This window comes from Pseudomonas sp. UBA7500 (assembly GCF_002478435.1).
Lineage (GTDB): Bacteria > Pseudomonadota > Gammaproteobacteria > Pseudomonadales > Pseudomonadaceae > Aquipseudomonas > Aquipseudomonas palmensis.
In genome coordinates, this window is sequence record NZ_DLNW01000016.1 from 25,669 (window position 1) to 39,613 (window position 13,945).

Sequence of the window (13,945 nt, forward strand, 5' to 3'; positions counted from 1 at the left end):
AGCAGGCTTGAACATTCAGCCGCGCACAACGCTCCGCCCCCCGATAACACTCCCCCAAGAATTCCGGCCCACAAGGATGTGCCATGCTGCCGATCGCCCATTGCCGGGCGTTGACGACACGTGTTGCCCACTGCTTCGTCAGCACCTCGCGCCCCACTCCCGCTGCCGCACTGCTGCTGGCCCTCGCTGCCTGGGCCGCCGGTGCCGGCACCGCCGCACACGCCGCCGACCCGAATGCCGAGCTGCTGCGCCAGCGCGACCGCGAGCGGGTGCAGCGCGAGCAGCTCGAAGCACGCCCCGACGTGCGCCTCGAAGCACCGCTGGCCGATGAAGGCGACGGCCGCCTGCCCGCCAACGAAACCCCGTGCTTCCTCATCCGCCAACTGCGCCTGGTGGGCGATGCGGCCGAGCGCTTCCAGTGGGCGCTGCGCGCCGCCAACCCCAAGGATGACCCGGCCACCGGGCGCTGCCTGGGCAGCGCCGGCATCAACCTGACCATGAAGCGCATCCAGAACGCGATCATCGAAAAAGGCTACGTCACCACCCGCGTGCTGGCCCAGGCCCAGGACCTCAACAGCGGCGAACTGACCCTGACCCTGATTCCCGGGCGTATCCGCGACATCCGCTTCGCCGAAGGCACCAGCTCGCGCGCCAATGCCTGGAACGCGCTGCCGGCGCACTCGGGCGACCTGCTCAACCTGCGCGACATCGAACAGGCCCTGGAGAACTTCAAGCGCGTACCCACCGCCGAAGCCGACATCCAGATCGCCCCGGCCCAGGCCCGCGACGCCGGCCCTGGCGAGAGCGACATCGTGATCGCCTGGCGCCAGGCCTTCCCGGCGCGGCTCAGCCTGTCTGTGGATAACTCCGGCAGCAAGACCACCGGCAAGTACCAGGGCAACCTGGCGCTGTCGCTGGACAACATCCTCTCGCTCAACGACCTGTTCTACGCCAGCGCCACCCACGACCTGGGCGGCGGCGAGTCGGGCAATCGCGGCTCCAAGGGCAACACGCTGCACTACTCGCTGCCGTTCGGCTACTGGCTGCTGGGCTTCACCACCAGCGAGTACGACTACCACCAGCAGGTGGCCGGCGAGAACGAGACCTACCAGTACCGCGGCGAAACCCGCAACAACGAGCTGCGCCTGTCGCGCCTGCTGTACCGCGATGCGGTGCGCAAGACCACGGCCTGGGGCAGCCTGTGGACGCGTACCTCGGAAAACTTCATCGACGACACTGAAATCCAGCTGCAGCGCCGGCGCATGGCCGGCTGGGAAGCGGGCCTGAGCCACCGCGAATTCATCGGCGCCTCCACCCTCGACCTGAGCGCGGGCTACCGTCGCGGCACCGGTGCCCACGGCGCATTGCAGGCGCCAGAAGAACTCACCGGCGAAGGCACCTCGCGCTCCAAGATCATCAGTGCCGATGCCCAGCTGCAGGTGCCCTTCATCGCCTACAACCAGCGTATGCGCTACATCGGTGGCTGGCGCGCGCAGTGGAACCGCTCGGCGCTGGTGCCGCAGGACCGCTTCTCCATCGGCGGGCGCTACACCGTGCGCGGCTTCGACGGCGAGAACATCCTCTCGGCCGAACGCGGCTGGACCCTGCGCAACGAGATCGGCCTGGCCCTGGGCGATACCGGCCAGGAGCTGTACACCGGCGTCGACTACGGCGAAGTCAGCGGCCACTCCAGCGAGTACCTGGTGGGCAAGCGCCTGGCCGGTGCCGTGGTAGGGGTGCGCGGCGGCTACAAGGCGCTGTCGTATGACTGGTCCTGGGGTACGCCGCTGAAGAAGCCCGACGGTTTCGAAACGGCCAACATCACCAGTGCCTTCACTGTCTCTTTGTCGTTCTGAGGCCCGCCATGCGTATCGATCGCTTCGACATCATCGCCCCCGGGCTCTTCGACGAGCCCTGGAACGAGGCCACCGTGCTGGGCTCGGCCACCTGGCTGTGGATGCACTCCACAGCTCACCGCGACGCACCGCTGCACAGCCTGGCCACCCTGTTGCTGCCGGCGCTCAAGCACCGCCAGTTCGTGCTCGGCAGCGAGGCCGGCAAGCCGGTGTTCTACCTGTCCTGGCTCAACCTCGACGGCGCCGCCGAGCAGCGCTACATCGAGCGCTCGCCTGTCGAGATGGCCGATGCCGACTGGAACAGCGGCGAACGCCTGTGGATAAACGACTTCGTCGCCCCGTTCGGGCATGCGGCAACGCTGGCGCGCCTGGTGCAGCGCCAGCTGTTCCCCAACCGCTGCATGCGCGCCCTCGACCACCAGGGCGAAGTGCGCGGCCTGCGGGTCAAGACGCACCTGGGGATCGGCGTGATTCCCGAACAGGCCAAGGCCTGGTTTGCCGCTCACCCGCTGGAACTCACAGCGTAACCCTGACTTCTGGCGGTCTGGCACCGCAAATGGAATTGCAATGAACAAGCATCTCTACCGTATCGTTTTCAACAAGGCTCGCGGGCTGCTGATGGTGGTTGCCGAGAACGTCGCCAGCCAGGGCAAGGCGCCGGGCACCACCACCGGGCCCGTGGCCGGCTCGGCCGGCACACTGGCCGAACTGGGCCGCCTGCGTTTCGCAATGATGCTCGCCCTCGGCCTGGTGGCGCTGGACGCTGCCCCTTCCTGGGCCGCCGGGGTGGTTGCCGATGGACGTGCGCCAGCAGCCCAGCGCCCGAACGTGGGCCAGAGTGCCAACGGCACGCCGCAGGTGAACATCACCGCCCCCAGCGCCGCCGGCGTGTCGCGCAATACCTACAGCCAGTTCGACGTGGACAAGCGCGGGGTCATCCTCAACAACGGCGTCAAGGCCAGCCAGACCCAGCTGGGTGGCTGGATCCAGGGCAACGGCAACCTGAGCAAGGGCAGTGCGCGGGTGATCCTCAACGAGGTCAACGCCAGCAACCCCAGCCAGTTGCGCGGCTATGTGGAAGTGGCCGGGCAACGCGCCCAGGTGGTGATCGCCAACCCGGCCGGCGTCACCTGCGACGGCTGCGGGTTCATCAACGCCAACCGCGCCACCCTGACCACCGGCCAGGCGCAGCTTGAGAACGGCCGCATCACCGGCTACCAGGTCAAGGGCGGTACCCTCAGCATCCAGGGCAAGGGCCTGGACAGCGCCGACGCCGACTACACCGACCTGATCGCGCAGAGCGTGCAGGTCAACGCCGGCATCTGGGCCAAGGACCTGAAAGTCACCGCCGGGCGCAACCAGGTCAACGCCGACAATACCCGCGCAACCCGGCTGGCAGGCAGCGACGAGGAGGCCCCCGCAGTCGCCATCGACGTGGCCAAGCTCGGCGGCATGTACGCCGGCAAGATCATGCTGGTGGGCACCGAGGGCGGTGTGGGCGTGCGCAACGCCGGCACGATCGGTGCCGGCGCCGGCGAAGTGGTGATCAGCGCCGACGGCAAGCTGCTCAATAGCGGCACCCTCAGCAGTGCCGGCGCCACCCGCGTCGCCGCCAAGGGCGGGGTCGACAACAGCGGCACGGTCTATGCCAAGGGCGACCTGCAACTGAGCAGCGCCGGCGACCTGAACAACAGTGGCACCCTGGCCAGCCAGGCCAATGTCGAACTCAAGGCGACCGGTGCGCAGTCGACCATCACCAGCAGCAAGGGCTCGGCACTGGCTGCCGGGCTGGACGAGAGCGGCAAGCTGGGCAAGGCCGGCAACCTGACCCTCACCGCGCAGCGCGTGCAGGCCCACGGCGAACACCTGGCCGGCGGCGACCTGCAGGTCAGTGCAGGCGACGTCGACCTGAGCGCCAGCCGTAACGTGGCCGGCAACATCACCCTCACCGGCGGCGACATCAACCTCGCCAACGCCAGCGTCGATGCCAGCAAGACCCTCAGTGCCACCGCCCGCCAGACCCTGCGCAGCGACGCCGCCAAGGTGGTGGCGGGCAACCTGCAAGTACGCGCCGGCGAGCTGTCGAACGTGGGCGGCGAGCTGACCCAGAGCGGCAAGGGCAGCACCTCGATCAAGGTCGACGGCACCCTCGACAACCGCAGTGGCCGCATCGCCAGCAACGCGACCCATGCCACGCTCAGCGCCGCCACCGTGGTCAACACCCAGGGCCGCGTCGAGCATGCCGGCGCCGGCACCCTGCAGTTGACTGCCACGACGCTCGACAGCGCGCAGGGCACGCTGGTCAGCACCGGCACCCTGCAGCTCAAGGCCGGCCAGGTTCAGCTCGACGCCGGCGTGGCTCAGGGCAAGGACGTATCGATCGAGGCCGACACCCTGTCCAACCGCGGCGGCAAGGTCCTGGCCACCCAGGGCGGCAGCCTTGCGGTCACCACCCAGGGCCTGCTCGACAACACCGGCGGCACCCTTGCGGCCAGCGGCAACGGCGTGTTCAACGCCGGCACGCTGGACAACCGCAGCGGCACCGTGAGCGCCGGCGGCACACTGTTTGCGGGCGCTGGCGAGCTGTTCAACACCGCCGGCACCTTCGCCGCGATCCGCCAGATGACGCTGACTGCGGCGCACCTGAACAACAGCGGCGGTACGGTCGGCTCGGTACAGGGCGCCCTGCTGCTGACTGCCCGCGACAGCCAGCTGGGCAACGTGGGCGGGCGCCTGGAAGCGGCGGGCGACATCGTGGTGAACGCTCAGGGTATCGACAACAGTGGCGGCGTGATCAGCGGCCTGGCACTCAACCTGAACAGCAATGGCCAACTGCTGCAGAACGCCCAGGGCACCCTGGATGCGCGCAGCACCCTGGACCTGCGCAGCGGGCGCCTGGAAAACGCCGGCGGGCTGATCCAGTCCCAGGGCAGGCTGTACATCGATACCGGCGAACAGGCACTGGTCAACCTCGACGATGGCAGCGGCAAGGGCATCATCAGCCAGGGTGCGCTGGAGATTCACAGCGCGCACCTGAGCAACGCCGGCGGTTACGTCTCGGCCAAGGGCGCGATGCAACTGCTGGCCGCCGACGTGACCAACGCCGGCGGGCGCATCGTCGGCGCCGACAGTGTGCAGGTGCAGGGCCTGCGGCTGAACAACCAGGCCGGGCAGATCCAGGCGCTGGGCGCCATCGACGTGGCCTCGGCCGAACGGGTGGACAACCAGGGCGGCCTGATCCGCTCCGCCGGTTTGCTGCATGTGTCGACCGGCACCCTCGCCAACAACGCCACCCAGGCCGACAACCAGGGCCTGCAAGGGCACGCCCTGCGCCTTGAGTCCGACGTGCTGGGCAACCAGGCCGGTGTGATTCGCGCCGACACCACGCTGGACATCGGCGTCAGCCAACTGCTGGACAACGCGGGCGGGCTGATCAGCTCCAGCCAGCACCTGAACATTACCGACCGTGACCCCGCTGCGCGCCGCCAGAGCATCAGCAACCTCGACGGGCGCCTGCTGGCCGGCCAGTCGCTGAGCCTGAACGCCGCCTACTACAGTGGCAACGGTCAGGCCGTGAGCCTGGGCGACCTGACCCTGCGCCTGCTCGCAGGCCTTGAGCTCAGTGGCCTGCTGCAGGCCAACGGCACCCTCGACGTGCAGACCGGCGGTGCGCTGAACAACAGCGGCAAGCTGCTGGCCGGCCGCTCCATGCTGCTCGACGCCAGTACCCTGGACAACCGCGCCGAGGGTGAAATCAGTGCCGACCAGGTGCGCATCACTGCCCACCAGAGCCTGACCAACCGTGGCCTGATCGACGGCCAGAAGGTACGCCTGCAAACCGGCGTGCTGTACAACCTGGGCACCGGTCGCATCTACGGCGACCAGCTGGGCATCGCTGCCGGCACCCTGGTCAACGCCAACGAGGGCGACCGCTCCGGTGCCATCGCCGCCCGTGCGCGCCTGGACATCGGCGCCACGCAGATCGACAACAGCGAAGCGGCGCTGATCTTCAGTGCCGGCGACATGGCCATCGGCGCCACGCTGGATGACGCCGACCACGCCAGCGGCCGCGCCGCGCTGCTGACCAACGCCAGTGCCACCATCGAGTCGCTGGGGCACATGGCGCTGGACGTGCAGACCCTGCGCAACCTCAACAACCACTTCAGCACCCGCGACGTGGAAATCAGCCGCCAGAGCTTCCAGGAATTCCAGCTGGCCGGCTCGCCCAACCGCTACCAGGCCGACCAGGTCACGTTCCGCCACAACGAAGTGCAGTACCTGATCACCCCCGAGGGCCAGAAGGACAACTGGAACCGCTACGACGTGACCCGCGTGGTGCGCGAAACCCAGATCGCCACCTCGGCGCCGGGGCAGATCCTGGCCGGCGGCAACCTGGTCATCAACGCCGGCGAAGTGCTCAACGACAAGAGCCGGATCATCGCCGGCGGCCTGCTGCAGGGCGCCATCGGCAGCCTGGTGAACACCGAGTTCAAGGGCCAGCAGGTCACCACCGACAGCGGCACGGTGACCAACTTCTACCGTATCCAGCGCAAGGGCCGCGACCGCCAGGGCGCCCGCGTGGCCGGTTATGTGCCCGCGCCGCTGATCCAGGAAATCTCGCTGCAGCCCACCGTATGGCAGGAGCTGGCCGCCATCACCGGCAGCGGCACCCAGCTCGGCGGCCATGCCAGCCAGCTGAGCGACCAGCAGGCCGCCGGCGCCGGCGCGGTGGACAGCGCCGCCGCCAATGCCTACCAGGTGGCGCCGATCATCGAGGTGGCGGCGCAGGCCGGGCTCGATGCCGAAGGCGTCGGCGAGCAGATCCGCACCGGCGGCCCGGTGCTGACCCTGCCGAGCAACAGCCTGTTCGACAGCAACCCGCAGGCGGTGCGCAATTATCTGGTGGAGACCGACCCGCGCTTTGCCGGCTACCGCAACTGGCTGTCGTCCGACTACATGCTGCAACAGCTGCACCTGGACCCGGGGCAAACCCTGCAACGCCTGGGCGACGGCTTCTACGAACAGAAGCTGATTCGCGAACAGGTCGCCCAGCTCACTGGCCGGCGCTTCATCGACGGCTATGCCAACGACGAGGAACAGTACCGCGCGCTGCTCGACAACGCGGTTACCGTGGCCAACACCTGGCAACTGGTGCCGGGTGTGGCGCTGAGCGCCGAGCAGATGGCCCAGCTGACCAGCGACATCGTGTGGCTGGTGGAAAAACAGGTGACCGTGGCCGGCGGCGAAACCCGCAGGGTGCTGGTGCCGCAGGTGTACGTGCGGGTGCAGCAGGGCGACCTCAACGGCGCGGGTGCGTTGATGGCCGGCCAGCAGCTCAAGCTCGACGTGAACGACACCCTGAGCAACAGCGGCAGCCTCGGCGGACGCAGCATCCTGGCGCTGACCGCGCAGAACGTGGAGAACCTCGGCGGGCGTATCCAGGCCGACAAGGTGTCGGTGCAGGCACGCGAGAACCTCGACAACCTCGGCGGCCTGATCGGCGCCGTGGACAGCCTGGCGATCAGCGCCGGCAACGACCTCAATGTCATCTCCAGCACCCATGACAGCAGCAGCGAGCAGGGCACGCGCAGCAACCTGTCGCGGGTGGCCGGGCTGTTCGTCAGCGGCGCCGGCGGCACGCTCACGGCCTCGGCCGGCAACGACATCAACCTGTCCGGTGCCCAGGTGGTCAACGCCGGTGCCAACGGCAGCACGCAACTGGTGGCCGGCAACAACCTGAACCTGACCACTGTCACCGAGTCGCACCAGCAGTCGATCACCTGGAACAGCAGCAACTGGCGCAAGGACGCCAGCCGGACCGAGGTGGGCAGCAATGTGCAGGGCACCGGCGACGTCAGCCTCAAGGCCGGTCAGGACATCAACCTGCGCGCCAGCCAGGCCAGCAGCGAGCAGGGCATGGTGATGGCCGACGCCGGCCGCGACGTGAACCTGATGGCCGGGCAGAACTACCAGTTCGCCGACGAGGCGCACAAGGTCACTGGCGGCAACGGCATGTTCTCCAAGACCACCAGAACCACCCGTGACACGCTCAGCGAAACCACCGCCCAGGGCTCGACCCTAAGCGGCGAGCACACCTACGTGCAGGGCGGGCGCGACATCAACCTGCAGGGCGCCAACGTGGTGTCCAGCCAGCAGACCATCCTGGTGGCAGGCAACGACGTCAACATCGCGGCGGCCAGCGACAGCCGCAGCGAGCGCCACGACAAGACCGAGAAGACCAGCGGCCTGTTCAGCGGTGGTGGCATCGCCGTGACCGTCGGCACCCAGGAGCAGCGGGTCAAGGACATGACCACCAGCACCACCGCGGTGGCCAGCACCGTCGGCTCCACCGAAGGCGACGTGCTGATCGAGGCCGGCAAAAGCTATCGCCAGGTCGGCAGCCAGGTCATGGCGCCCAAGGGCGACGTGGATATCCGTGCCGAGAAGATCGCCATCGTCGAGGCGCGCAACACCAGCGAGCGTGAGCGCCAGACCCTGTTCAAGCAGACCGGCGTGTCGCTGACCCTGACCAACCCGGTGATCAGCGCCATCCAGACCACCCAGCAGATGAAGCAGGCCTCGGACAAGACCGAAGACGGGCGCATGAAGGCGCTGGCCGCGGCCACCGCGGCACTGGCGGCCAACAACGCGGCCACCGCGGTGGCCACCGATCCGGGTTCGGCGGGCGGGATCAACCTGAGCCTGTCGCTGGGCACCAAGAAGAACCAGAGCACCACCGAGCAGCACAGCGATACCGCTGCCGGCTCGACCATCGTCGCCGGCAACGACGTGCGCCTGATCGCCACCGGCGCCGACGAGGACAGCACCCTCACCGTGCGCGGCAGCCAGATCAAGGCCGGCAACAATGCCAGCCTGCTGGCCGACGGCGACATCAACCTGCTGGCCGCCACCAACACCAGCACCCAGCAGACCGACAGCACCGGCAGCAGTGCCAGCGTCGGTATCGGCCTGTCGCTGGGCGGCACGCGCAACGGCTTCACCCTCGACCTCGGGGTGTCGGGCAATCGCGGCGAAGCCGATGGCGAGGACCTCACCCATACCAACACCCATATCGATGCCGGCAACCAGCTGGTCATGGTTTCGGGCGGCGACACCAACCTCAAGGGCGCGGTGGTCAGCGGCAAGCAGGTGGTGATGGACGTGGGCGGCAACCTCAACATCGAGAGCCTGCAGGACACCAGCACCTACACCGTGGACGAGAAGAGCCTGGGCGTGGGTATCAGCCTGTGCATTCCGCCGTTCTGCTATGGCATGAGCTCGGTCAGTGGTGCCAGCGGCAGCTTCGGCGCCACCGACATCGACTCCAGGTACGCCAGCGTCACCGAGCAGTCGGGGATCAAGGCCGGCGACGGCGGCTTCGATATCTACGTGGCCGGCAACACCGACCTGGTGGGCGCAGTGATCGCCAGCAGCGACAAGGCCGTGCAGGACGGCAGCAACCGCCTGGTCACCGCCAGCCTGACCAGCCGCGACATCAAGAACGAGGCCGAGTACAAGGGCAGCAGCCTGAGCCTAGGCGGCGGTTACCGCGAGGTCGGTAAGGACCAGCAGGGCAACGCCACCAGCGGCGCCACGCAAACCCCTGGCACCGACCTTGCGAAAAACGAGAACGACATCGGTGTGAGCATGCCGATCGCCATCAGTGCCAGCGATAGCGCCAGCAGCGTGACCCGCAGCGGTATCAGTGGTGGCAGTATCGTCATCACCGATGCGGCCGAGCAGCACAAACGCACCGGCAAGAGCGTGGACGAGGCCATAGCCAGCCTCAACCGCGACGTGTCCAGCGACCGCGATGGCAGCAATGCGCTGAAGCCGATCTTCAACGAGGAGCAGATTCGCGCCGGGTTCGAGATCGTCGGCGCGTTCGCCAACGAGGCGGGCACCCTGCTCAACAACAAGGCCAAGGAAGTCGACGCCAAGCGTAACCAGGCCAAGGAGGCCGAAGCCAAGGCCGCCAACCCGGAACTGGGCGACGGCGAGCGTACTGCCTTGCTGCTGGCGGCCAGTGACCTGCGCCATCAGGCCGACGGCATTGCCGAAAACTGGGGCGCCGGCGGCACCTACCGGCAGATCACCACCGCGCTGGTGGGCGCGGCCAGCGGCAACATCAGCGCCGGCAACACGGCGTTCATGCAGGGCCTAGTGGTCAACTACGTGCAGCAGCAGGGCGCGGGCTATATCGGCGAGCTGGTGGCCAACGGCAGCCTTATCGAAGGCTCGCCGGTACACGCGGCGCTGCACGGCATCCTCGCCTGCGCGGGCGCGGCGGCCAGCAGCCAGAGTTGTGGCAGCGGTGCGGCCGGGGCGGCGGCATCGAGCGTGCTCACCGGGTTGTTCTCCGAAGCCAGCCCCAACGAGTCCGAGGCGCAACGTGAAGCCAAGCGCAACCTGATCACCAGCCTGGTCACCGGGCTGGCCGCCAGCACCGGCCTGGATGCCGCCACCGCCAACACCGCCGCTGGCGCCGCCACCGACAACAACTGGCTGGCCACCCAGCAACTGGTGCAGGCCAAGAAGGAGCTCAAGGAAGCCGAGGGCCTGGCGGACGAGCTCAAGGTCATTGCCAAGTGGGGCTTCATCAGCAAGAAGCAGGACCTGCTGACCCAGGTTGGCGTGGGGCGTGGCCTGGTCGAGGCCGGCATCAACGATATCGAGGGGCTGGCGCAGTTCATCGCGCACCCTATCGATGGCCTCAAGGGCATCAAGGAACTGATTTCCAACCAGGAGGCGCGCGACAAGCTGGGCGCCGATGTGGTGGATGAACTCAACGCCAAGATCGACCGCGTGACCCTGGCGCTGGAGGTGGGCGGTGACGAGCACGCCATGCAACTGGGGCGTGACCTGGGCGAGATCGTGTGGCAGGCCGGCAGCATTGCCACCGGCGTGGGCGGCGCGGCCAAGGCCGGCGTGACGCTGGCCAAGACCGGCATCAAGATGGGCCGGGCGGGTCTGGAAAAAATGGCCGCCAAGGCCGAAGTGCTGGTCAAGGAAGCGCCGGTGGCCAAGGTCGAGCTGCCCCCTGCCGGCAAGCCGGCGGCGGGTGCGGGCACCGTGGCCACCGTCGAGCGCCTGGACGAACTGCCCGTGAAGCAGTTCAACCCCTATGACAACCCGCGCTACAAGGAGATGACGCCCACCGAGCAGCAGGCGTACCTCAAGGAATACAACAAGCAGTTGCAGGCCCAGCAGGACGCCATCAACAACATGACCGCCGACGAGTTCAAGTTCGCCCGCGAGGCGTTCGACAGCACCGGGCGCAACCCCGACGCGGTGGCGCTGCAGCGCAAGTTCGGCCGCGAATTCGAGCGCAGCGTGGCGGAGAACATCCAGAAGGGCCTGGTCAACAACGGTGTCGACCCCAAGGTTGCGGCGCAGATGGCCAAGGCACGGGCCAAGGAAATCAAGTCGAACCTGGCCGCACTGCACGAGCCCGACATGGTGGCTGGCGGGTGGGTAAAACCCGACCCTGTTAGAATGGGCAATTCGAACGTCAACTCGTCGATCGGCGCCAGCTGGTCGAGCCGGCTGCCGCTGTTGGACGAGACCGTGCGCAAGGCGGTGGAGGCGGGCAACGGCAGTGCCAAATTGAACATCAGGTTAGAGCTAGCCAGGGGAGCCAGTCAGTGATGAAGGACGCATTTCTCGAGATGTTTATCGAGGCCATGGGCGAACCTGCCCATCAGCGGCCCGTGCCGGCCGAAAGCATCGCGCAGTACCGTGGCCGCCTGCCGGACAAACTGCTGGAGTACTGGCAGGAGCAGGGGTGGGGCAGCTATGCCGACGGCCTGTTCTGGCTGGTCAACCCGCACGACTACCAGCACCTGCTGGACATGTGGCTGCAAGGCACCGAGTTCGAGAAGCTGGACACCTACCATGTGATCGGCCGCACGGCCTTTGGCGACCTCTATGCATGGGGCGAGACCTATGGCCGCAAGCTGATCGTGCTGTGTGCGTACAACCGCGTGTACGCCATGAGCAGCGAAAAGAACGTGCCCTGCAGCAACCCGGACCTGGAGCTGCAGTCGTTCCTGTCGATGGTCGAGCGCGAGGACTTCGACATGGAGGACGCCGATGGCGAGTTCCTGTTCGAGCGTGCGCTGCAGGCCCTGGGCCCGCTGGGCGAGCAGGAGCTGTACGGCTTCGAGCCCGCGCTGGTGATGGGCGGCAAGGCGGTGCTGGGCAACCTGCGCAAGCTGCAGCTGGATGTGCACCTGACGATTCTTCGCCAGTTCGGTCGCTGAGCGCATGACCCTGCTCGATGACTGGATAGCGTGCCGCGAAGGTCGCGTCGTGCTCGACAGCTCGCATTTTCTCGGCTTGTTCAAGGAGCATGGCAGCGACGCGGAGCTGGCGCAGATCTTTGCCGGCTTTGCCCAGGCCGATGCCTTGCAGGCGCGGGCGCAGCAGGTGCTGGCGGCAGGTTCGCTGGACAGCAGCCTGTACCTGTTGCCGCAGCGCGGCTGCGATGAAGGCCGGCTCAAGGCCGCGGCGCTGGCCTGGTGGAACGAACAGGCACGGTACTGCCTGTCCACCCAGGGGCCGTGGCCGGAGCAGGCCCACTGGCAGCCTGTGGTCGAGGTGGTAAGCCGCGAGGTGGCGTTGAAGGCGTTGCAGAGCGATGCGCCGAATGCCTGGGTGTTCGAGCATTTCGCCGACACGGTCATCGAGGACGTGCGTGACAGCCAACTGCCGATGTACGCGCTGCTCGAAGCGTTGTACGGGATTGCCGCTGACTATTACCTGGCGTGGTACATCGCGGCGCCGCTGCTGGCGCTGGAGGTGGATTTTGCGCGTTATTTCGAGCTGTGGCGGCTGGGGGGCATGAGCGTGGTGCTGCAGGACCGGCTGCTGGTGGCCGGTTGACAGGTATCAGCAGAGCCGGCATCGACGGCGAACAGGCCCGCACCGCCTGCCAAAACCTCCGGCACTGCCTGTAGACTCTCCAGCGCCCCGCACCTGTGCGGTTGATCGATCAAGCGTTGAGAGGATAGAGAATGAGTCTCTGGGATGACCTGAAAAAGAAAGCCGTCGACGCCAACCCCGAGCTTGCCGCCAAGGCGGCCCAGGCGCTGACCAAGGCCAGGGAACTGGCCGTGGAGGCCGGGCAGAAGGCCGCGCCGGTGCTCAAGGAGGCCAGCGAAAAGGCCGCTGCCTACGCCCAGGAGAAAACCCCGATCCTCAAGGCCCAGGCGCTCAAGGCCATCGACGACGCCAAGGTGCGCCGCGCCGAGCTCAAGGAGCGCGCCAGGCACGACAAGGCCGCGCGCGAGGAAATGGTGCGCACCATGTATGACATCAGCCTGTCGCCCGACGACCCCAATTTCATCGACGAGCCGTTCAACCACTACGATCGGCAGTTGCATTTCTTCGTGGTCACCGGCGAGATTCTCGACACCCAGAAGCGCAACCAGACCCACCTCAGCGCCAGCCACTCGCACCATTCCGGCGGCGGCTACATGATCGACGGCTACGGCTCCATCGGCGGCAGTTCGTCGTCGATGCACGTGAGCAGCCACAACATCCAGGAGCATGAGTTCTGGGTGAAGCTGCGCGATGGCAGGGAAGCGTGTTTCCAGTTCGCCGACAGCGCCGTGCGCATCCGCACCGGGCAGACAGTGAGCATGCTGTTCGCGCGCCCTGCCGACACCCAGACCGGGCAGATGGTGGCGCTGTACAACCACAGCTCGCAGGAAAACCATGTGATCGCCGGGCCGGCCGCGATCAACCAGATATTCAACCTGTATACCGTCGAGCCCGGGCTGTTCAACGGCAATGACGTGACCACCCGGCGCAACCGCCTGCTGCAGGAGCTGGATCGGCGGCTGGGGCAGTTGGCCAGGTACTCGGCATTGCATGGCAACAGCCAGGGGCAGCTGATAGAGGGCGAGCGCACGGTCTGAGCCCGGCCTGCCCCTTTTGCGCGCCCATGAAAAAAGGCCCGGGTTTTCACCTGGGCCTTTTGTCGTAGATGGCGCACTCGGCGGGATTCGAACCCACGACCCCTGCCTTCGGAGGGCAGTACTCTATCCAGCTGAGCTACGAGTGCAACGCGGGCGCCATGATACCCA

General features: G+C 67.3%; 6 protein-coding genes and 1 tRNA gene. 6 read left to right on the forward strand and 1 reads right to left on the reverse strand.

All coding sequences use genetic code 11. From position 1 onward, the window contains the following. The first annotated feature begins 83 nt into the window (after positions 1 to 83). The 6 genes from B4I46_RS07850 (at position 84) to B4I46_RS07875 (ending at position 13,777) form a co-directional block, all read left to right on the forward strand. Positions 84 to 1,856, forward strand: coding sequence for a ShlB/FhaC/HecB family hemolysin secretion/activation protein (locus B4I46_RS07850; RefSeq protein WP_286899475.1), 1,773 nt, complete (start codon positions 84 to 86; stop codon positions 1,854 to 1,856). 8 nt (positions 1,857 to 1,864) lie between these two features. Then, entirely contained in the window at positions 1,865 to 2,383 is a 519-nt protein-coding gene (locus tag B4I46_RS07855; protein WP_043861312.1) for a toxin-activating lysine-acyltransferase, read from the forward strand. Between the two features lie 40 nt (positions 2,384 to 2,423). Continuing rightward, on the forward strand, positions 2,424 to 11,504 hold the full coding sequence (locus tag B4I46_RS07860; RefSeq protein WP_286899478.1) for a hemagglutinin repeat-containing protein: 9,081 nt from the start codon (positions 2,424 to 2,426) through the stop codon (positions 11,502 to 11,504). Next, on the forward strand, positions 11,504 to 12,118 hold the full coding sequence (locus tag B4I46_RS07865) for a GAD-like domain-containing protein (protein ID WP_043861310.1): 615 nt from the start codon (positions 11,504 to 11,506) through the stop codon (positions 12,116 to 12,118). The genes B4I46_RS07860 and B4I46_RS07865 overlap by 1 nt, the downstream gene beginning before the upstream one ends. Positions 12,119 to 12,122: 4 nt before the next feature. Then, a complete protein-coding gene (locus B4I46_RS07870; RefSeq protein ID WP_043861309.1) occupies positions 12,123 to 12,740 on the forward strand; it encodes a hypothetical protein in 618 nt (205 codons plus the stop codon). A 131-nt stretch (positions 12,741 to 12,871) separates the two neighbouring features. Next, a complete protein-coding gene (locus tag B4I46_RS07875) occupies positions 12,872 to 13,777 on the forward strand; it encodes a hypothetical protein (RefSeq protein WP_286899484.1) in 906 nt (301 codons plus the stop codon). 69 nt (positions 13,778 to 13,846) lie between these two features. Here B4I46_RS07875 and B4I46_RS07880 read toward each other — a convergent pair. Next, a tRNA-Arg gene (locus B4I46_RS07880) sits at positions 13,847 to 13,923 on the reverse strand. Positions 13,924 to 13,945 lie beyond the last annotated feature (22 nt).

Coding starts and splice junctions, on each gene's coding strand:
- B4I46_RS07850 (WP_286899475.1), top strand. CDS start 84: ATGCTGCCGATCGCCCATTGCCGGGCGTTGACGACACGTGTTGCCCAC.
- B4I46_RS07855 (WP_043861312.1), top strand. CDS start 1,865: ATGCGTATCGATCGCTTCGACATCATCGCCCCCGGGCTCTTCGACGAG.
- B4I46_RS07860 (WP_286899478.1), top strand. CDS start 2,424: ATGAACAAGCATCTCTACCGTATCGTTTTCAACAAGGCTCGCGGGCTG.
- B4I46_RS07865 (WP_043861310.1), top strand. CDS start 11,504: ATGAAGGACGCATTTCTCGAGATGTTTATCGAGGCCATGGGCGAACCT.
- B4I46_RS07870 (WP_043861309.1), top strand. CDS start 12,123: ATGACCCTGCTCGATGACTGGATAGCGTGCCGCGAAGGTCGCGTCGTG.
- B4I46_RS07875 (WP_286899484.1), top strand. CDS start 12,872: ATGAGTCTCTGGGATGACCTGAAAAAGAAAGCCGTCGACGCCAACCCC.